The organism is Hyalangium sp., assembly GCF_035629615.1.
Lineage (GTDB): Bacteria > Myxococcota > Myxococcia > Myxococcales > Myxococcaceae > Hyalangium.
Map to the genome: position 1 here is coordinate 1 of NZ_DASPHO010000691.1, position 19061 is coordinate 19061.

General features: G+C 68.9%; 15 protein-coding genes and 1 tRNA gene. 7 read left to right on the forward strand and 9 right to left on the reverse strand.

Annotated elements, in window-relative coordinates; translation table 11 throughout:
- Positions 1-2306, forward strand: a 2306-nt coding sequence (locus tag VD972_RS34675; RefSeq protein WP_324993092.1) for a helicase-related protein, incomplete at its 5' end; no start/stop codon positions are given.
- A 371-nt stretch (positions 2307-2677) separates the two neighbouring features.
- On the opposite strand, the gene VD972_RS34680 is transcribed toward VD972_RS34675, so the two are convergent.
- A tRNA-Asn gene (locus tag VD972_RS34680) sits at positions 2678-2750 on the reverse strand.
- Between the two features lie 77 nt (positions 2751-2827).
- Here VD972_RS34680 and VD972_RS34685 point away from each other — a divergent pair.
- From VD972_RS34685 to VD972_RS34710, 6 genes are read left to right on the forward strand one after another with little or no spacing between them, the layout of a single operon-like run.
- Positions 2828-4075, forward strand: coding sequence for an RsmB/NOP family class I SAM-dependent RNA methyltransferase (locus VD972_RS34685; protein WP_324993093.1), 1248 nt, complete (start codon positions 2828-2830; stop codon positions 4073-4075).
- Positions 4076-4122: 47 nt separating this feature from the next.
- Positions 4123-5034 (forward strand): LD-carboxypeptidase, encoded by a 912-nt coding sequence (locus VD972_RS34690; RefSeq protein WP_324993094.1) that lies wholly within the window; start codon positions 4123-4125, stop codon positions 5032-5034.
- Positions 5031-6191, forward strand: a complete 1161-nt coding sequence (locus VD972_RS34695) for a serine hydrolase domain-containing protein (RefSeq protein ID WP_324993095.1) — start codon at positions 5031-5033, stop codon at positions 6189-6191. The genes VD972_RS34690 and VD972_RS34695 overlap by 4 nt, the downstream gene beginning before the upstream one ends.
- A 12-nt stretch (positions 6192-6203) precedes the next feature.
- A complete protein-coding gene (locus VD972_RS34700) occupies positions 6204-7670 on the forward strand; it encodes a UDP-N-acetylmuramate--L-alanine ligase (protein WP_324993096.1) in 1467 nt (488 codons plus the stop codon).
- Between the two features lie 3 nt (positions 7671-7673).
- On the forward strand, positions 7674-8246 hold the full coding sequence (locus tag VD972_RS34705; protein ID WP_324993097.1) for a TlpA disulfide reductase family protein: 573 nt from the start codon (positions 7674-7676) through the stop codon (positions 8244-8246).
- A 17-nt stretch (positions 8247-8263) separates the two neighbouring features.
- Complete coding sequence (locus VD972_RS34710; protein WP_324993098.1) at positions 8264-9082, forward strand: inositol monophosphatase family protein; 819 nt, start codon at positions 8264-8266, stop codon at positions 9080-9082.
- 19 nt (positions 9083-9101) lie between these two features.
- On the opposite strand, the gene VD972_RS34715 is transcribed toward VD972_RS34710, so the two are convergent.
- From VD972_RS34715 to VD972_RS34750, 8 genes are all read right to left on the reverse strand, one after another.
- A complete protein-coding gene (locus VD972_RS34715) occupies positions 9102-9767 on the reverse strand; it encodes a DUF4476 domain-containing protein (RefSeq protein ID WP_324993099.1) in 666 nt (221 codons plus the stop codon).
- Between the two features lie 126 nt (positions 9768-9893).
- Positions 9894-10502 carry a polysaccharide biosynthesis/export family protein gene (locus tag VD972_RS34720; RefSeq protein ID WP_324993100.1) on the reverse strand — a complete coding sequence of 203 codons (609 nt, stop codon included), beginning with the start codon at positions 10500-10502 and terminating at the stop codon, positions 9894-9896.
- Positions 10503-10511: 9 nt separating this feature from the next.
- Positions 10512-11801 (reverse strand): hypothetical protein, encoded by a 1290-nt coding sequence (locus tag VD972_RS34725; RefSeq protein WP_324993101.1) that lies wholly within the window; start codon positions 11799-11801, stop codon positions 10512-10514.
- Between the two features lie 131 nt (positions 11802-11932).
- Positions 11933-12505 (reverse strand): hypothetical protein, encoded by a 573-nt coding sequence (locus VD972_RS34730; protein ID WP_324993102.1) that lies wholly within the window; start codon positions 12503-12505, stop codon positions 11933-11935.
- A 5-nt stretch (positions 12506-12510) separates the two neighbouring features.
- Positions 12511-13863, reverse strand: coding sequence for an AgmX/PglI C-terminal domain-containing protein (locus VD972_RS34735; protein ID WP_324993103.1), 1353 nt, complete (start codon positions 13861-13863; stop codon positions 12511-12513).
- 23 nt (positions 13864-13886) lie between these two features.
- Complete coding sequence (locus VD972_RS34740) at positions 13887-14126, reverse strand: hypothetical protein (RefSeq protein WP_324993104.1); 240 nt, start codon at positions 14124-14126, stop codon at positions 13887-13889.
- Between the two features lie 9 nt (positions 14127-14135).
- Positions 14136-15635, reverse strand: a complete 1500-nt coding sequence (locus tag VD972_RS34745; protein ID WP_324993105.1) for a tetratricopeptide repeat protein — start codon at positions 15633-15635, stop codon at positions 14136-14138.
- The gene (locus VD972_RS34750; protein ID WP_324993106.1) at positions 15632-19060 is read right to left on the reverse strand and encodes a tetratricopeptide repeat protein; all 3429 of its coding nucleotides are present in this window, start codon (positions 19058-19060) and stop codon (positions 15632-15634) included. Before VD972_RS34750 ends, VD972_RS34745 begins: the two co-directional genes overlap by 4 nt.
- Between the last annotated feature and the right edge of the window lies 1 nt (position 19061).

Sequence of the window (19061 nt, forward strand, 5' to 3'; positions counted from 1 at the left end):
AACTCCTCTGGGAGGACGACAGCGTCAATGCGGTTGAGTGGGTTCGCGAGGAGTTTGATGCTCTCTGGCACAACCCCGCGGCCGTTGACCTTGCGTGCTGCCCGTTTATCGAGAGCGATTTGAAGCGCCTCGCAGGGCGAAGGCTTGTGGGCATCGGCGAATGGAGGAAGGCGCCTGAGCCCGCAGCAGTCGCAGTTGAGAGCCCAATCTATAGACGAGAGCAGGGGCTGTGGCCGCACCAGAAGTACTTCGCTCGGTTGGCGCTTGAGCGACATCGCCTTGGTGGTGCGCGGCTTGTGCTCGCGGATCAGGTGGGGCTCGGGAAGACGGTCCAGCTTGCCATGGCGGCCCTGCTCATGGGGCTCGAGGACGACGGGCCGATCCTCGTCCTCGCGCCGAAGCCGCTGCTCAGGCAGTGGCAGGGCGAGCTGATGGAATTGCTCCATCTGCCGTCGGCGCGTTGGTCGGGTAGCTCGTGGATCGATGAGAACGACATCGAGCATCCCGCGAATGGCGTTGAGGCTCTCCGTTCGTGTCCCCGACGAATCGGTCTCGTCTCTCAAGGGCTGATCACGAGGGGGCATCCTCGTGTTGTCGAGGCGCTGCTCAGTCGGCGCTACACCTGCGTGATTGTCGACGAGGCGCATCGAGCGCGTCGGCGGACACTGCCGAAAATCGACGACGGTGCGGATCGCGTGAATGAGCGCGCCGACCCCAACAAGCTCATGAGCTTTCTGTTTCGGCTCGCGGGGAAAACAAAAAGCATGCTGCTTGCGACGGCGACACCCGTGCAACTCCACCCAGTGGAGGCGTGGGACCTGCTCGCAATCCTCTCGGAGGGCAGTCCGTCCGTCCTTGGCCAGCCCTATCGAACAAGTCCCTGGTGGATCCCGTTCGAGTGTCTCAAGGTAGCGACGGGCGTGCACGGCCTACCCGAGGAGCCTCATGCGGCGTGGAACTACGCACGGGATCCGCTTCCCTCGCGAAGCGAAGACGAGATCGCGGCAAGGATCCGAGACCGACTTCAAATGCCCGACGACAAGTGGACGCTGCTCCCGGAGGACTACGATCGACTGCCAGCGGCCCTTCGACGAACGCAGATCGAGCCCACGTTCTTTCCCTTATACGCGGGCGCGCACAACCCGCTCCTCCGCTGCATCGTTCGGCGCACGCGTCAGCACCTTGAGGAGACGACGAATCCGGTGACACGGGAGCCGTGGCTTACCCCGGTGAAGGTACGTCTCTTCGGTGAGTCGGACCGCGACGCGCTGGGGCTGACGGCATACCTCGATGACGCGTACGCCGAAGCCGAGGCGTTCACGGAAGCCCTGGGCAAGCGCATCCCCGGAGGCGCCGGCTTCTTCCGAACGCTGCTTCTGCGTCGTCTGGGCAGCTCTCTCGAAGCAGGGAAGAACACGATCAGGAAGCTGCTCGGGATCGATGACACCGCGACGGCAGACGAAGACGACACCGACGAAGAGGCCGACGAGTCGCCGCAGCGTGAGGTGTCTGAGTTCCGCAACTTCTCGGAGGCCGAACTGAAGGCCCTCACGAGGTGCCTGAAGCTGCTCGAGGAGTGCCGCGACCCAGATCCGAAACTCGCCGCAGTGCTCGGCTACCTCCTGGGGACCAGGCCCGGCATCGATGAGCCGTGGCGTGAACGCGGCTGCATTTTGTTCTCGCAGTACTTCGACACGGCCTTATGGGTCGGCGAGCAGGTATCGCGTCACCAAGCCTTCGCATCGGAGGACATTGGCCTCTACGCGGGCGGCATGCGCTCTGGCATCTGGAGTCGCGGTGCCTTCAAGCGGTGCGACCGCGAGGTACTCAAGCAGCGCGTTCGCGACGGTACACTTCGACTGCTTCTCGGGACCGACGCCGCATCGGAGGGGCTCAACCTTCAGCGCCTCGGCACGCTCATTCACATCGACTTACCGTGGAATCCCACGCGCCTCGAGCAGCGCAAGGGCCGCATTCAGCGCATCGGCCAGCGGCGCTCGGAGGTCTGGATCGCCAACCTACGGTACCGTGGGTCGGTCGAGGACCGGGTTCACCAGCTCCTCTCACAGCGCCTTGAGGCGATCCACACTCTCTTCGGGCAGATCCCCGACACGCTGGAAGACGTCTGGGTGCGTGTTGCCCAGGGTGAGCGCGCCGAGGCCGAGAAGCTCATTGATCGAACGACGGCGCTCACGAAGAACCCCTTCGATGCGAAGTACGGCCGCGTCGAAGACGTCGACTGGGAAAGTTCGACCGCCGTGCTTGACCCGATCGAACTCGCCGAGTCCATGCGCCGAGGCTGGTAGCGTGAGGATGCCAAGCGTGGCTTGCAGGCAGGTCAGGAGCGCCAGCGACCAGCCCCTTCGAGGGCGCTGGCCAGTTAATTTAAGCAGAAACCGACCTGTCCACCGAAAACGGGCTTCGCTGTTAAACGTTTTCGATTTCTCTCCCCCCGCTGGCCAGAGGAGAGAGAGCAAGGCGCGTCCAGAAGGCCCTCGTTGCGTGCTCCTTCACGTCCGTGGCGCGCTCTGCTCGAACGCTGTCTACGCGCGCGCCATTCTCGCCGAGCGTCGAAGGTCGCAGAAACGTGGGGAAAAATCCAACGGCCTCGGAGATCACTCTCCGAGGCCGTTGTCAAAACGTGCCGAGCCGCGTTTCCACGACCCCGCGTATATTGCTCCCCGACGTGGACTCGAACCACGGACCTAGTGATTAACAGTCACCCGCTCTACCGGCTGAGCTATCGGGGAATATGCTTGCCGCCGCGACCGGAGTCGCTGCGACGGGGTGTTTCTAGAGAACGGAGGGCCACCTGTCAACAGTCCGATTGGATCCGCTCGCTCGCCTGCGAGCCCAGCCCTGGTCCGCCCTGGCTGGACTCGCACCCGTCGCCGCCGAGGCCCTCTCCCTCGTCCTCGCCGGCACGCCCGCGGAGCGCGTCCTGGACCGCACCCTCCGGGATCATCGCCACCTCTCCCTCGAGCAGCGCCAGGCCCTCAAGGAGACCGTCTTCAACGTCGGCCTGTGGCGCCGCCGCCTCGGCTACCTCCTGGGTCGGACCGACGCTCCCGCCTCCCTGCTCCTCTATGCCCTCCTGCAGGGGCTCGCCGGGGTGCCCCCCGCGGAGGCCGCCACGCTCGCCGGAGTGGGAACCCCCTCCGAGCTGGCCGCGGGAGAGCCCCCCTCGCTCGCCCTCCGAGCCTCCCTCCCGGACTGGCTCGCCCACCACTTCGCCCAGGAGTGGGGCCCCGAGGCCGAGGACTTCTGTGCCCACCTCAATGTCCCGGGCCCCATCACGCTCCGGGTGAACACCCTGCTCACCTCTCGTGAGGCGCTCGCCCAGCGGCTGCTCGCCGAGGGCGTGGAGACCCGCCCCGGCTCCTGGAGCCCCCTGGCCCTCCATGTCGAAGGCTCCCGGCCCAACCTCTACGGTCTCCCGCCCCTCCAGCAGGGCCTCTGCGAAGTCCAAGACGAGGGCAGCCAGCTCCTGGGCGCGCTCGTGGAGGCCCGGCCCGGGGAGACCGTGCTCGACCTGTGCGCCGGCGCCGGAGGCAAGACGCTCCAACTGGGCGCCTCCCTGGCGAACCGGGGCCGGCTCCTCGCCTATGACCCGGACGCCGAGCGGCTCGACCGGCTCATGCGCCGCTGTACCCGCGCGGCGCTCGTGAACTTCCACGTGCTCCGCGCTCCCCCCACCGGCCTGTCGGTGGACCGGGTCCTCGTGGATGTCCCGTGCTCCGAGCTGGGCTCCCTGCGCCGCGGGCCCGACCAGCGCTTCCTGAAGGCCCCCACCATCCTCTCGGAGTTCGTCCCCCTCCAGCGCCAGCTCCTGGACCAGGCGGCCGGGCTGGTGCGGCCCGGGGGCCGGGTCGTCTACGGCACTTGCACCGTGAACCGCGCCGAGAACCAAGAGCTCGTCGCGGGCTTCCTGCGCCAGCGGCCGGACTTCCGGCTCCTCCCTCCCGGCGACGGGTGGCTCCCTCCCGAGTGCATCCAAGAGGGGTTCCTCCTCAGCGCACCCCATCGCCATGGGACCGATGCCTTCTTCGCGGCGGTGCTCGAGCGCTCGGGCTAGGGACCCCCAGAGCAGGGGAGGAGGGTTTTGGACGTTCGCACCGTGCTATGAAGACGCCCGTGCGCTGGCAGAAGCCGCTCCTCCTCCGTCCTCGGGACACCGTCCACGTCGTCGCCCCCGCCGGGCCCTTCGATCGGCCCGGATTCGAGGCGGGGCTCGCCCTCATCCAGGAGCGGTACTCGCCCCTCTTCGGCCCCGGGATCTTCGACGCCCACCGCTACCTCGCGGGGGACGACCGGCGCCGCGGCGACGAGCTCTCCCGCGCCCTCCTGGACTCGAGCGCCCGCGCCCTCTTCTGCGCCCGCGGCGGCTATGGGGTGATGCGCCTCCTGCCGGATCTGCCGCTCGCCGATGCGGCCCCCACCCTCGTGGTCGGCTTCTCGGACATCACCGCGCTCCACCTTGCCCTGCAGTCCCGTGGCCGCGTCTCCATCCACGGCCCCGTCCTCACCCAGCTCGGCAAGCAGCCCCGCGACGTCCAGGAGCGCCTCTTCCGCCTCCTCGAGTCTCCCGAGCCCCCGCCCCCGCTCACCGGCTTGGCCACCTACGTCCCCGGCACTGCCGAGGGCCCGCTCCTCGGCGGCAACCTCTCCCTCGTCGCCTCCATGCTCGGCACGCCCTTCATGCCCTCGCTGGATGGCGCCGTGCTCCTCCTCGAGGACATCGGCGAGCGCCCCTACCGCCTCGATCGCATGTGGACCCACCTGCGCCTCGCCGGCGTCTTCGAGCGCGTGAGCGGCCTCGTCCTCGGCGACTTCACCGACTGCGAGGAGCGAAACGCCTCCTACACCAGCGCGGACGTGCTGCGCTCGCTGGCGGAAGAGACGGGCCTGCCCTGCGCCGCGGGCTTCCCCATCGGCCACGGCACCCTGAACCACGCCGTCCCGCTCGGCACCCTCGTGCGCTTGGACGCCGCCGACGCCCGCCTCACCTTCCTCGAAGGGGCGGTGCGTGAATGAACCACCCCATCGGCAACGTCCAGGCCGTCCTCGAGGGCGCCGTGGCCGGGGGCCTCTTCCCTGCCGCTCAGGCGGTGGTGCTTCACCGGGGCATCCAGGTCTTCGGGGGCGTGGCCGGCGCCGCCACGGGCGACACGCGCTTTGATCTCGCCTCCGTCACCAAGGTGCTCTGCACCACCTCGCTCTTCCTGCGCCTGTGGACCGAGGGCAAGGTCGGCCCGGAGACGCAGGTGGCGCGCTTCTTCCCCGGCTCCCCCGTGGGCGAGGCCGGCGTCGCCGTGGCAGACCTGCTCTACCACCGCTCCGGCCTGCCGCCCTTCGTCCCGTTCTTCGCCCAGGCGCTCACCTCCACGCCCGAGCTGCTCGATCCGGCCTGCCCGCCCGCCACCCGCGCCCGCGTCCGCGAGCAGGTGGTCCAGGCCGCCGCGGAGACTCCGCTCGCCGCGCCGCCGCGCACCTGCACCGCCTACAGCGACGTGGGCTTCATCCTCCTGGGAGAGATCCTCTCCCGCGCCGCTGGCAAGCCCCTGGACTTCCTCTTCAACCAGCACATCGCCGAGCCGCTGGGCCTCAGCGCTCGCTTCCACCGGCTCTCGGAGCTGCCCACGGACGGCAAGGTGGCTCCCACGGGCCCCACTCGCCCCCGGGAGCCCGCGCCGGGCCAGGAGCAGCTGTGGGGCGAGCTGCCTACGCGCGCCAGCCCTCCCGGCGAGGTGGATGACGACAACGCCTGGGTCATGGACGGCGTGAGCGGGCATGCGGGGCTCTTCGGCACCGCGGTGGACGTGGCCCGCTTCGGGCAGGCCGTGCTCGAGGGGTGCGCGGGCCGCCCGGCGCTGGCCCCGGGGCCGCTGTGGCACCGGCTGCTCGCCAGGGATCCGCTCGTGGAGGGCAGCACGCGCTCCATGGGCTTCGACTCGCCCTCGGTGGAGGGCTCCAGCGCGGGCCACTTCATTGGCAACACGCCGCCGGGCGCGGTGGGCCACCTGGGCTTCACCGGCACCAGCCTCTGGGTGGATCTGCGCCGCATGCTCGTGGTGGCGCTCGTCACCAACCGCGTGGCCCACGGCCGCAAGGAGCTGCGCATCCGCGACTTCCGCCCCTTCTTCCACGACTTCGTGGTGGAGGCGCTCGGGATCGCCGACCCGACGAACTGACGCAAGGGAACCATGGCTGACGACAACGGAAACGTCCTGGAGTCCATCGAGCCCGCCGCCGCGCGCCGCATCCACCTGGTGGGCGTGGCGGGCACCGGCATGGGCTCGTTCGGCGGAATGCTCAAGGCCGCCGGCTACGAGGTGACGGGCAGCGACGAGAACGTCTACCCCCCCATGAGCGACATGCTCAAGGCCTGGAACATCCCCGTCCTCACTCCGTACCGCCCCGAGAACCTGGACGCGGCGAAGCCGGAGCTCGTCATCATCGGCAACGTCATCCGCCGGGTGAACCCCGAGGCCACCGAGGTGCGCGCCCGCCGCCTCCCGCAGATGAGCTTCCCCGCGGCGCTCGGCTCGCTCTTCCTCAAGCGTGCCCACTCGGTGGTGGTGGCGGGCACCCACGGCAAGACGACGACTTCGTCGATCATGGCCCACGTGCTGGTGGAGGCCGGCAAGGATCCCTCCTTCCTGGTGGGCGGCGTCACCCAGAACTACGCGGGCAACTACCGCGTCGGGAAGGGGCCGCACTTCGTCGTGGAGGGGGACGAGTACGACACCTCCTACTGGGACAAGGGCTCCAAGTTCCTCCACTACCAGCCGCGCACCGCCATCCTCACCAGCGTGGAGTTCGACCACGCCGACATCTTCCGGGACATGGCGCACTACGAGGCGACGTTCGAGAAGTTCGTGAAGCTCCTCCCCCCGGACGGCCAGCTCGTCGTCTGCGCGGCGTACCCCAATGCGCTGCGCATCGCCGGCGGCACGCGCGCCAGGGTGGTGACGTACGTGGGCAAGGAGGGCGCCGCGGCGGACTACACGCCTCGCCATGTGACGTTCGGCCCCGAGGGTGCACGCTTCGAGGTGGTGGAGCGCGGCGCGGTGCTGGGCACGGCGAGGATGGAGCTGTCCGGCGCGCACAACGTGGAGAACGCGCTGAGCGTCATCGCCGCCGCGCGGGGGCTGGGCCTGTCCTTCGAGGAGATCGCCCTGGGCCTGGCCAGCTTCCGCGGGGTGAAGCGGCGCCAGGAGGTGCGGGGCGAGCTGGGAGGCATCCTCGTGGTGGACGACTTCGCGCACCACCCCACGGCGGTGCGGGAGACGATCGCCGCCATCCGCCACCGCTACCCGGAGCGGCGGCTGTGGGCCATCTTCGAGCCGCGCTCCAACACCAGCCGCCGCAACATCCACCAGGAGGACTACGCCCAGTCCTTCACGGGTGCGACCCGCGCGAGCCTCAAGGTCCCCGAGCGCCATGACAAGGTGCCCGTGAGCGAGGAGCTGGACGTGCCCCGGCTGTGCGAGGCGCTGAAGGCCCAGGGCATCCAGGCGGACGCCTCCACGGAGGTGCCGGCCCTGGTGGCGCGCGTGGCGAGCGAGGCCCAGCGGGGCGATGTGCTCCTGGTCATGAGCAACGGCGCCTTCGGAGGCTTCATCGACAAGCTGCTCGCGGCGCTCCAGACTCGGGCAGGGGAGGGGTAGTCCATGCGTACATTCCTAGGGGTGGCAGGCTTGCTGGCGCTGGCCGGCTGCACGCAGAACTCCACGCTTCCGCCGCTCGTGGCGGGCAACCGGGCCGCTTCCATGGCCCCCGCGGCCGACATCGGCGAGGCTCGAGGGGCCCTGCGTGAGCCGCTGAGCTTCCAGGTGAAGCGCTACCCGGACGGCGCTGCGTACTCCGTGGCCAGCGATCGCGGCAGCGTGGTGCTCCTGGACGTGTGGGCTACTTGGTGCGAGCCGTGCCGGGACGCGCTGCCGCTGTACGAGCAGCTCGTCAAGGAGTACGGCAGCCGGGGGTTCAAGGCGTACGCGCTGAACGTGGATGAGGACTCGCGCACCATCCCCGCCTTCCTCAAGGAGACACAAGTCAACCTCCCCATCCTCGTGGACGAGAACGCCCAGTTGGCGGAGAAGACGCTGGGGGTGAAGATGATGCCCACCACGTTCATCGTGGACCGCAAGGGCGTGGTGCGCTTCGTCCACGAGGGCTTCTCGGAGGCGTTCCTCCAGCAGTACCAGACGGAGATCGAGCAGCTCCTCGCCGAGCGCGCGAAGTGAGCCCAGGAGGCACAGCCATGGAGCAGGAGAAGCCGGCGGCATTGCGTCGTACCGCGGAAGAGGGGGCCCGGCTCGCGGGCCGCGTGCTCGCCGAGCGCTTCCAGGGCGAGCGGACCATCGAGTTCAAGCACAGCGGCATCGATCTCGTCACTGACGCGGACACGGCCGCCGAGGAGGTGCTCCTCCAGTTCCTGCGCGAGCGCCACCCGGGCCACGCCATCCTGGCCGAGGAGAGCGGGGCCTCGCAGGGCACGGGGCTGCGCTGGCTGATCGATCCGCTGGATGGCACGACGAACTACGCCCACCAGGTGCCGCACTTCTGCGTGAGCGTGGCAGTGGACGGGCCGGGTGGGGTGGTGGCTGGCGCCATCTACAACCCGATGCTCGACGAGCTCTTCTCCGCGGCGCGCGGCGAGGGGGCCACGCTGAACGGCAAGCCGCTGAAGGCCAGCGCCACCACGGAGCTGGAGCGGGCGCTGCTGTGCACGGGTTTTCCCTACGACGTGCGCGAGCGCCCGGACGGGCCTGTGGGGCTGCTCAACCACTTCATCCGCCGTGCGCGGGGCATCCGGCGCACGGGCAGCGCCGCGCTGGATCTGGCGTACGTGGCGGCGGGGCGCTTCGACGGCTTCTTCGAGTTCAACCTCAAGCCGTGGGACATCGGCGCGGGCTCGCTGCTGGTGACGGAGGCTGGCGGGGTGATGGCGCAGCTCGACGGCTCAGCCTTTGACGTGATGCACGGGGACGTGCTGGCCAGCGCCCCGGGGCTGGCGGCAGCGCTCCAGAGGGAGTGCCGCCAGGCCATGGGGGAGCTGGGCTGGGATCCCAGGCCCTGAGGAGGGGCTCAGCCCGCGGCTACTGCTCGGAGATGAGCTCGGTGTACTCGCCCGCCGAGATGGAGTTCTGCCACTTCGAGGAGAAGCCCAGCGCGTGCTGGGGGTTCACCACGTGGGGCGCGGAGAACTTCGCCACGTCCAGGCGGGTGATCTCGTTCTGGAACAGGTCCAGCAGCAGGCCCAGCTGCGCCGCCGTGAGGTAGTTGCGCTTGAGCATCTTCTCCGCCATCTCCTCGCGGGTGATCTCGTTGTGCTGCGACTTGAGCGCCTGGTAGAAGCCGCGCCAGGTGTCCGCGTCCATCGCGTAGTTGCCATCCCTCATCGCGGTGCAGCCCGGATCACGCCCGGTGCCGCAGTCGCGGAAGGCCGGCTCCGAGGAGGGCGGGGGCGGCCGGCGGCGCATGTGGGTGGGCTCCGATCCTGTCGTCTCCGTGTAGTGCTCCTCGGTCTGCACCCCGCCTCTCACCTTCACCCGCGTGGTCGTCGACGTCGAGCTGCCGCGCACGCGCACGTTCGCGCCCTGCACCTCGCCGTTCTCGTCCTCGGCCCTCATCTGGATGTTGGCGGAGGTGGGGTTGCCGTCCTCGTCAACCTGGATGTTCATGTTCATCTCCACGTCCTGGGCCAGGGCCGCGGAGGAGGCAAACAGGGACGACACCAATGCAGCACGGAGGATCTGCTTCACGAAGAGACTCCTGGGACTGAGGGGTATAAGAGGTGCGGCGGCCTGCCGTCAGTGTCAGGCACCGCACGCTCTGTACGTCGCGCGCGTGAAGTTATTCAGCCACGCAGGACGAAATTCCCGCTAGCGCTAGAAGAAGCTCTCCGGCACGAAGACGATGTCGCCCGGCTGGAGCTGGAAGTTCTTCTCCCGGCCCACGCCGATGTCCTCCACCGGCACGCGGATCTTCCGCTCCTGCCCGTCGACGATCCGCGTCACGTTCGTGTTGTTCTGCGCGGCCAGCTTCGTGAAGCCGCCGGCCAGGGTGATGGCCTGGATGATGGTCATCTCCCCCTCGTAGGGGAACGTGCCGGGCTTCTGCACCTCGCCAAAGACGAAGATCTTCTTCGAGTTGTACTCGCGGATGAGCACCGACACCTGGGGCCGGCGCAGGTAGTGCGCCAGGCACTCGCGCAGCGAATCGGCGGCCGTGCTCGAGGTGCGGCCCGCCAGATCCACCTTGCCGCACAGCGGGTAGTCAATGGTGCCCTCGGGGGACACGCGCCAGATGCCCGAGTGATCCGGCTCCTGGAAGACGCGCACCTCCACCAGGTCCCCCGGTCCGAGTGTGCTGGCGGGGCCGGGCGGCGTCGGGCGGACCTCCTCGGCCGAGGGCAGCGGCAGATCCGGCGTGGCCGAGCGACACGCGGCAGCCCCTGTCAGGAGCAGGGCCAGGAGCAGGGAGGGCAGGGGACGCATCACCCGGGTTCAATACACCAACGTCAGCCGGACGTACCCTTCGTGGCGCGTGAAGTTCAGGCCCGTGCCGGTCACCGAGGACGAGCGTGTGCTCAGCAGGTAGCCCGCCGCGCCCACGAGCCACGGCTTGAACTGGTACTCCGGCCCCACGTCCAGGCTGAGCAGCGTGTCGCTGCGGGGGCGCAGCGCATCATAGAAGCCCACGAAGTCCACGCTGGCGTACCCGTGCAGCACCAGCTTCCCGCCGAACAGGGCCCTGGCCTCCGCGTAGCCCCGGTCATCCCGGAACAGCCCATACGAGGCCACCGGGTTGAGCGTCCGCAGGTAGCCCCCCTTGAACGTCATCGTCGGGCTGTAGAGGTAGGTGCCCTCCAGCTGGGCGATGAAGGTGCTCCCGCCCGAGGCGCCGAAGTTGTAGCCCCAGCCCGCCTTCGCGGTGACGGCGATCTTCGCTGTCACCAGGCCCGCCAGCCCTGCCATGGCGCGCAGCAGCAGGGCGTCGGGGCTCGTGGTGGTGGCGCGCAGGTAGCTGCGCAGATCCAGGTCCGTGTCCAGCACCACCGCCGTCTTCGGCAGGAAGCGCCAGCGCGCCTCCACCCCGGCGCGCACGTTGGTGTAGTCGAACGCGTCCACGGTGATGGGATCGCACACGCCATCCTCGCACCCCACGGGGGTGGCCAGGCCGATCGGCTGGAAGAACTCCAACCCCCAGGCGACCTCGGGGACGATCTCGATGGCGCCGCCGCCAGGCTTGATGGGGATGCTGGCCCGCAGCTCGTTGAAGAGCGACAGCACCCCCGCCCCCAGCGCCGCGTTTCGCGTCTGATCCGTCCGGAGGAACTGGTCCGCCAGCACGAAGCTCACCGGCCCGTCGCGGTTGAAGTGGGCCGTGAAGTCCGCCGCGCCCTCGAAGTGCGAGGCGTAGGTGGACTGCCCCGTCAGCAGCCCCGTGTAGCGCACGTACTCCAGCCGCCCTGAGGCGCTCAGCGCCACCTTGGGCGAGGGCACATCCAGCTTCAGCCCTGGCCGCAGCCGCAGCACCAGCTCCGGCGACAGCGTCTCCACCACGTCCTCGGGATCAGGCGTGGCATTGTTCGGGAAGTAGCCCACCGCGGTGTCCAGCCGCAGCTCCATGTCGAAGAAGGGGTGCAGCCGCCCATCTCCGACTTTGAAGCCGTTGCCGCCCGCAGCAATAGGAGGCTGCTGTGCCCAGGCCACGGCAGGGCCTAGCACCACCAGCACCAATACACTCAGGGCCGAGCGGATGTTGCCAGACTGCGTCATGACTCGGACGATCACGCCGGCATGCCGGCTACCTTTCCCTACTGCTGGCTGGGGCCCTGGGGGGCGTCATAGCACGCAGCCACTTTACGCCCGCAGAAATTTGTCGGATTCCGGGCGTCTGCGAGGGTCCTCAGGGCGCTGCCAACCTAGAGGGTCGGGCTGGCCGGAGGCGGGCGGATGATGACGTCCGGAGGCGGGGGAGGCCTCGTTGGATCACCGCCGGGCAGATCGCGGGGCTCCTCCACCTCGACGGAGAGGTTCTCGTCGGTGCGGAAGGCCAGCTGGCCGATGCACTCCTCGGTCTCCGCGCGCAGCTGGGCCACCTTCTGGTTGGCGATCATCACCTTGGTGTACTCGTGCTCGCCGGCGGTGCCGTCCTGGCGGGTGACGGCCTCCTGGAGCGCGACGTCCGCCGCCTCGGAGATGCGCAGCAGGCCCTTGATCTGCGTGAGCTTCTCGTTGACGCAGTTGAGCTTCACCACGTCCTTGGTGCGGCGGGCCTCCTCGAGCTTCTCCAGCACCCCGCGCAGCGCCTCGCGCATGGTAGCCAGGGCCTTGGCGCTGCGCTCGAGCTTGTCCGGATCCTTCACCTCGCTGGCCTTCTCCAGCGCGGGGAGGGCCGCGGAGGTGGAGCCGGAGGGCTTGCCCGCGGGCCTGGCGTCCTGCGCGGAGGCGAGCCCCGCGGCGAGCAGCACAGGCAGCAGTGGGAGGAAGCGCATACGACTCACCCCGCAGGAGAGAAGACGAAGGGGTAGGCGACGGGCACTTCGTCATCGGGCTTGAAGGGGAAGACCCAGCTGCGGATGACGGTGCGGATGCAGCTGCCCACCGCCTCGTTGCCCAGGGTGTTCTCCTCGATGTCGATGCTGCCGGTGCGGCCGGTGGGCATGATGCTGAAGCGGACCACCACCTTGCCCTTGAGGCTGGGGTTGCGCTTGAGCTCCTTCTCGTAGCAGTTCTGGATCGCCTTCAGGCGCGCCTTGACGTACCGGGCCAGGGCATCGCGATCCACGTCGGAGCTCTCTACCTCCGGGGTGGCATCCTTCACGCGGCCGGTGACGACGACTTCCTTCTTGGAGCCCAGGTCCACCTTGCCGCCGCCGCTGGTGCCCAGATCGCCAATGCCGGCGACGCTGCCGGTGCCGCCACCCTTTTGGCCGTTGGCGCCCAGGGCCTCGCTGGTGGCCACGCCCACGCCGCCCGCGCCGGCCAGCGCCTCGGCGATCTCTCCGCCGCCGGTGCTGCCGCCGAGCACGTCCGCGAACGCGCCGCCGCTCCCGCCCCCTGAAGAGCCGAGGATCTTCAGCAGGCCCTTGCCCGACACCTTCTTGGCGATCTCCGCGCGCCGCTGCGCCGCGTCCTGGGGCTTGGACTCGGCCGGCTTGTCGCTGGAGGCCTTCTTGTCGTCCTTCTGCTCGGCCTTGTCCTCGGCGGCGGCTGCAGGCGCCTCGGCCACCTTCTCCGGCTCGGGCGGCTTCTGGGGGATGATGTTGGCCTTGACGAAGCGATCCTCCAGCTCGTCCAGCGCCAGCTCGGGCTCGACGGGCGGATCCTGGGCGACGATGTAGGCGCCGCACACCATGTGCAGGAAGAGGGAGGTGGCGAGGATGCCGAAGAAGACTCGGTCCATCGCCTTCCAGAAGCCGCCCTGCACGTCCGCGGGCAGCGTGGGCCTGTCGGCCGCGGGCGGGGGGGCGATGAACTGGAAGAAGAGGGTGAGGTCGTCACCCAGGTCCACCTTGCCGCGGGCGCTCTCCTGCAGGGGCAGGACGTAGTTGCTGCCGCGCTCCTGGGCCAGCCCCTGCTTGCGCAGCCGGTCGAAGTCCACGTCCGAGCTGCCCAGGTTCACCCGGCCCTGCATCGTATCGTCGAACACGAGCTGGTACTGGTTGTTGCGGTTCTCGAAGATGGCGAACTTCGCCGGCAGCGAGTCCATGGGCGGCAGGACGATGGTGTTCTTCGCATCGTGCCCGATGGTGATGTCATCGCGCAGGACGTGACGCTCATCGAGGATGCGGCCGCCCTGGGCGATGCCGACGCGCAACAACTTGTTCTGCTGGGGCTGGGGAGAAGCCATGTTCTTGTAGGACAGCGAAGCCCTTAAAAAGGTTGCTTGTCCACGCTCTGGACGACCTTGGGCACGAAGCTCTCGGGCTTGTTGAGCTCTTCGAAGTTCAGGTTCGAGCGCTGGAGGATGTAGAAGGCCTGGGGTTTCTGGATCTTGCCCTCGACGGTGAGGGCGTCCAGGCGGATGACCTTCTTCTTCTTGGGCGTGCCCGAGTCCTGCCCGAGCGCGGGGGCGGCGGCGGCGATCATCAGGAGGGCGAGAAGGGTTCGCATGGGAGGCCTCTACTTGTCGTCGCTGGACAGCTTACCCGAGCTGGGGGCCGGTGTGGCAGGGGGTGCGGCAGGAGTAGGCGCAGGTGTGGGTTTCTTGGCCTCTTCCGCGGCCAGCTTGGCCTCCTCCTCGGCCTTCTGGGCCTTGCGGAGCTGATCGCGCTTCTCGCGCTCGCGGCGCCGCTCCTCCTTCTCGATGCCCTTCTGGGCATCCTTGAGGTACTGGTCGATGCGCTCGTCCTTGCCGCCCTTGCCCTTGTACTTCTCGAAGTGGGCGATGGCCGTCTTGTAGCGCTCCAGGGTGTCCAGGCCCTGGGGCTCCAGATCCAGGTAGAGGATGGCGAGGTTGAAGAAGGGATCCACCAGCGAGGGCTGGAGCTCGAGCACCCGCTCGTACTCGGCCTTGGCGCGGGCGAAGTCGCCGAGCCCGCGGTAGGCGTTGCCCAGGTTGAGGCGGGCGGAGGCGAAGTCCGGCGCGGCCTTCACTGCGGCCTCCAGCTCGGTGACGGCTGCGGGGTAGTCCTGGGCCTCGTTGAGCAGGGCGCCGTAGTTGTTGCGAGCCTCGGCGAAGTCCGGGCGGAGCTCGGCCGCCAGCTTGAAGCTCTCCAGCGCCTGGGGGCGGGCCTTGAGGGCCAGCTGCACCAGCCCCAGCGTGTTGTGGGTGGCCGCGTCCTGGGCGTCCACGGCGCGGGCATTCTCCAGCACCAGGCGGGCCAGCTCGTACTTCTTCTCGCGGTAGTACACCTGCGCGAGCACTTGCATGGCCTTCACGTAGCGCTCGTCGACTTTCAGGGCGCGCTTGGCCTCGTTGGCGGCGCTCTCCAGCTTCTTCTGCTGCAGGAGCGAGAAGGCGAGCGCGGTGCGCATGCCAGGGGCGTCCGGGGTGGCCTCCAGCTTCTGGCGCAGCTCGGCCTCGATGCGGGAGGCCCGGCTGGTGCGGGAGTAGAGCCGGACGAGGAAGTCCCAGGCGGACTCCTGATCCGGCTTGAGCTGCAGGGCCTTGCGGTAGGCCTTCTCGGCCTCGTCCAGCTTGCCCTGGCGCTCGCGGAGCACGCCCAGGTTCGTCCACGCGTAGTCCAGCTTGGAGTTCTCCTCCAGCAGGGCCTCGAGGCTCTTCGCCGCGATCTCCAGCTCGCCGCGCCGGGCGGTCTCCACCGCGCGCTCGAAGTCCGCGCTCGCGCCGGTGGCGGGAGGCCGCAGGGGCTTGCTGGGCTCCACCGAGGGCGTGGCCGCGGGCGCGGGCACCGTCTTCACCACCTGAGCGCCGCCGGAGGGCTCGGAGCCGGAGGGCTGGGCCGCGCCAGGGGCGGGAGTGCTCGCCGCGGAGGTGCTCGCTGCGGAGGTGCTCGCTGCGGAAGTGCTCGCTGCGGAAGTGCTCGCTGCGGAGGGCCCGGAGAGGGCCATCGTGTTCGGAGTCTCCTTGGGCGGCGTCGGGCGAGGCTTGGGCGTGGAGGAGCACGCAGCGCTCAGCAGCAGGGCGAGGCAGGCGGTGCTCAGGCGGTGCGTGCTCACTTCTCACCTCCGCCGCTCAGCTTCTGGGGCGCCGGATCCGCCGGACGCTCGGGGCCGAGCAGGGTGCCCACCAGGCCCTCGGGGTAGGCCGAGTCCGAGGCGATGGCCTGCTTCGGCTCCTTGAGCACCGGGTACTCCTTGGGACGGAAGCGGTTGAGCGCCTCGAGCGTGCGCCGCGTCCACTCGTTGGAGATGCGGTTCTTGCGCGCCTCCTGGAGCGTGGCCGAGTAGCTCTCCACCGCCGCGTCCTCCAGCGAGGCCGTGTTCTGCGCGAGCAGATCCTGGTAGGCCACCACGGCCTCCTCTCCCAGGCGCTTCACGTCCGGGGGGATGGGCGTCTCGATGATGGTATTGGCGAAGCGCTCCAGGGCGTAGCCACGGCGGTAGAGGGCCGCCAGCGTCCACTCCAGGCGCTTGTACGTGTAGACCTTGGCATAGGCCTCGTTGACGGTCTTCACCCCGTTGCGCTTGGCCGCGAAGCTGTTCTCCAGGGCCTTGCCCTTGCCGCCGATCTTCAGCCTGTCGAACTTCTCGAGCTCCAGCTCGGCCAGCTGGAAGCGGCTGTAGGCGGCGGCGTCCGCGGCCAGCGGCGAGGCGTCCGGCTTGAGCTTGCGGCGATCGAACTCATCCGCGGCGCTGGTCCAGGCGCGCTCGGCCTCCTTCGCGTTGCCCAGCTTCTTGTGCGCGTCCGCGATGCGGCGCCTGGCATCCACGACGAGCTCCGCCTGCGCGGGCTTCTTGGAGAACTTGTCCACGAACTCGTTGAGCGCGCGGATCTGTCCCCGCCAGTCCTCCTGCTTCTCGTAGATGAGGGCGGCGCGGTACTGGTTCTTCGGCGCGTCCTCGGAGTTGGGGAAGAGATCGGCGTAGCGCAGGAAGGCCGCGGCCGCCTCGTTGTAGCGCTGCTGGCCCTCGAGCAGGCGCGCGGCGTTGTAGAGCGCGGCCTCCCGGTCCTTGGAGGCGGGGTAGTCCTTCACCAGCTTCTGATAGCTGACCACCGCCTTGTCGAAGTCGTACGAGTTCTCCGCGTTCACCGCCACGCGGAAGAGCGCCGCGTCCGCCAGGGTGGAGGAGGGGTACTCGCGGTAGATGCGCTCGTAGAGCTTGAGCGCCGAGTCGAACCGCCGGGTGTTCTCGTAGCAGACGGCGGCGTTGTTGAGGGCCTTGTCGGCGAACTCGTGGCGGGGCGCCTCGTCCACGAGCAGGATGTACTTCTTGGCGGCCTCCTCGAACTTGTTCTCGGCCATGAGCTGGTCGGCCAGCTTGAACCGGCCGGCGAGCTTGAACTTCACGAGATCCTTGTAGAGCTCGCTCGAGGGATCGATGACCTCGTTGTTGGCCGCCAGTCGGCCGGAGACCTCCTCGACGCTGCGCCAGTCCTTGTCGATGAGGAAGCTCTCCACGATGAAGTTGGTGGAGAACTTGGCCACCTCGTTCTTGGGGTAGCTCTTGACGATCTGCTCGAAGCGCTTGCGGGCCTCTGGGAAGTCGTTGTGGGCGTAGTACAGCTCCGCGGCCTTGTAGGCCATGCCGGGGCTCTTCTCGTCCTTGGGCAGCAGCTTCACGTAGACGTCCGAGGCGGCGATCAGCTGCGTCTCGGACTCGGCCAGGGGGATGGGCTGGACCACCTCGCCCTCGGGACGCTCGGCGGAGCGCAGGGCCTTGTACTCCTTCACCGTGCCGGCCTTGAGCTCCGCCTCCAGCTGCTTCTGGCGGGCGAGCACCGCGGTGAAGGCCGCATCCTTGAGGAACTTGTCGTCCAGCCGCGAGTCGCGCACCTCCTCGTAGTTCTTCGCCGCCAGGGAGAACTGGAGCGAGTTGTAGAGGCACTCGGCGTAGTAGTACCGCATCTCGTAGCTGCTCTTGGTGCGCGGGAAGCGCTCCAGGTAGGCGCCATAGGCCCGCGCGGCGACCTGGTAGCCCAGATAGGCCTGCTCGGCCTTGCCCTCCTTGCGGAACACCTGCGCCTGCTGGTGGTAGTAGATGGCGCTGCGGTAGAGGCTCTTCTCGGTCAGATCGTCCGCGGCGGCCAGCGCGTCCGGATTGTCCTGGTTCTCTTTGTACCAGGCACCGCCCGGTGCGTAGTCATTGGCCAGCTTCTCCGCCTCGGCGAAGGACTCGGACAGCTTCCGGTCCCGCTCGTACGCCTGGACGATCCGCTGCTGGATCTGCGGCGCGTCCGTGGCCAGCGGATCCTTCTGCAGCACCAGCCGGTACGCCTCGATGGCGTTGGGGTGGTTGGTCTGGTCGAAGTAGATGTTGCCCAGGCGCCGGTAGATGTCGGCCTCGTAGGGGCGGGGGCCGCGCTGGGCAAAGAGCGTCTGTGCCTTGGCCAGCCCGCCCCAGGTCTCGTCCGCCAGGGACACGGCCACGTACTGGAGGGCCTCCTCACGCAGGTCTCCGCCGCCGCCCTCCTCGCCCTGGGCCTCCTTCTGGGCCTCGTAGAAGTCCGCGAGCGTGAGGAACCGCTCGACGGCATCGCCGAACCGGTCCATGCGGTAGTACGTCCACCCCAGCTTGTAGAGCGCCTTGTCGTAGAGCGGGTGGGACTTGTCCTCGGTGGCGTGCTCGTAGGCGTCCGCGGCCTGCTCCAGCGCCCTGGGATCGCTGTAGTTGTCGAACCAGTACTCGCCGATGCGCACCCACGCCTCGGTGGCGAAGCGGCTCTTCGGGTAGCGGGCGATGAGCTCCTGGTACGTGGCCCGGCTCTCGTCGAACTCGCCCTGCTTCTCCATGCAGTAGGCCAGCAGGTACCAGGCGGCGTCGTTGAGCCGGTAGGCCGGGAAGTCGAGGATGAGCCTCCGGTAGAGGGCGATGGACTGGCTGAAGTCCACCTGCGGCTCGGGAGGAGGCTCGGCGTTCTCGGCCAGCGCCTTGAGCTTCTCCTCATGCTCGCGCATGGCGGTGAGGTGCTCGTCGCTGGAGCGCTCGTAGTAGAGCTCCGCCAGGCGGAACATCACATCCGGCGCGTAGCGCGGCTCTCGCGGGTAGCGGCGCAGGAACTCCTCGAAGCGGGCGATCGCGTCCAGGCGCTCCTTGCGCTCCTTGATCTCCAGCTCGCCGATGACCTTCTCGTACGAGGCGGCCAGGCTGTTGCGCTTCTCCTCGTACTTGCGCTCCACCAGCAGCTGCACTTCGCGCCGGAAGTCTCGTGCCTCGTCCTCGTACGTCTTGAGGTCGGCGCTGATCTGCCGCAGCAGCGTCTCCTCCTCGGGAGTGCGGCCCAGGCCCTCCAGGTAGCGCTCTGGCGGGGGCTGTGCGGGCGCGGACGGGGCGGGCGGTGCCGGGGTGCCTCCCCCCTCCGCGGGCGCGCTGCCTCCGCTCGCCGCGGGCGGGGGCGGTGCCTTCCCATTCTCCGCGGCCGGCTGCCGGGCGGCGGCGGTCAGGGAGGTCAGCGTCAGCAGCGTGAGCAGGAGGCGTCGCATC

Excerpts from the sequence above, each read along its gene's own strand:
- VD972_RS34690 (WP_324993094.1), top strand. The coding sequence starts at position 4,123 with ATGAAGACGCCCGTGCGCTGGCAGAAGCCGCTCCTCCTCCGTCCTCGG.
- VD972_RS34695 (WP_324993095.1), top strand. The coding sequence starts at position 5,031 with ATGAACCACCCCATCGGCAACGTCCAGGCCGTCCTCGAGGGCGCCGTG.
- VD972_RS34700 (WP_324993096.1), top strand. The coding sequence starts at position 6,204 with ATGGCTGACGACAACGGAAACGTCCTGGAGTCCATCGAGCCCGCCGCC.
- VD972_RS34705 (WP_324993097.1), top strand. The coding sequence starts at position 7,674 with ATGCGTACATTCCTAGGGGTGGCAGGCTTGCTGGCGCTGGCCGGCTGC.
- VD972_RS34710 (WP_324993098.1), top strand. The coding sequence starts at position 8,264 with ATGGAGCAGGAGAAGCCGGCGGCATTGCGTCGTACCGCGGAAGAGGGG.
- VD972_RS34720 (WP_324993100.1), bottom strand. The coding sequence starts at position 10,502 with ATGCGTCCCCTGCCCTCCCTGCTCCTGGCCCTGCTCCTGACAGGGGCT.
- VD972_RS34730 (WP_324993102.1), bottom strand. The coding sequence starts at position 12,505 with ATGCGCTTCCTCCCACTGCTGCCTGTGCTGCTCGCCGCGGGGCTCGCC.
- VD972_RS34735 (WP_324993103.1), bottom strand. The coding sequence starts at position 13,863 with ATGGCTTCTCCCCAGCCCCAGCAGAACAAGTTGTTGCGCGTCGGCATC.
- VD972_RS34740 (WP_324993104.1), bottom strand. The coding sequence starts at position 14,126 with ATGCGAACCCTTCTCGCCCTCCTGATGATCGCCGCCGCCGCCCCCGCG.
- VD972_RS34750 (WP_324993106.1), bottom strand. The coding sequence starts at position 19,060 with ATGCGACGCCTCCTGCTCACGCTGCTGACGCTGACCTCCCTGACCGCC.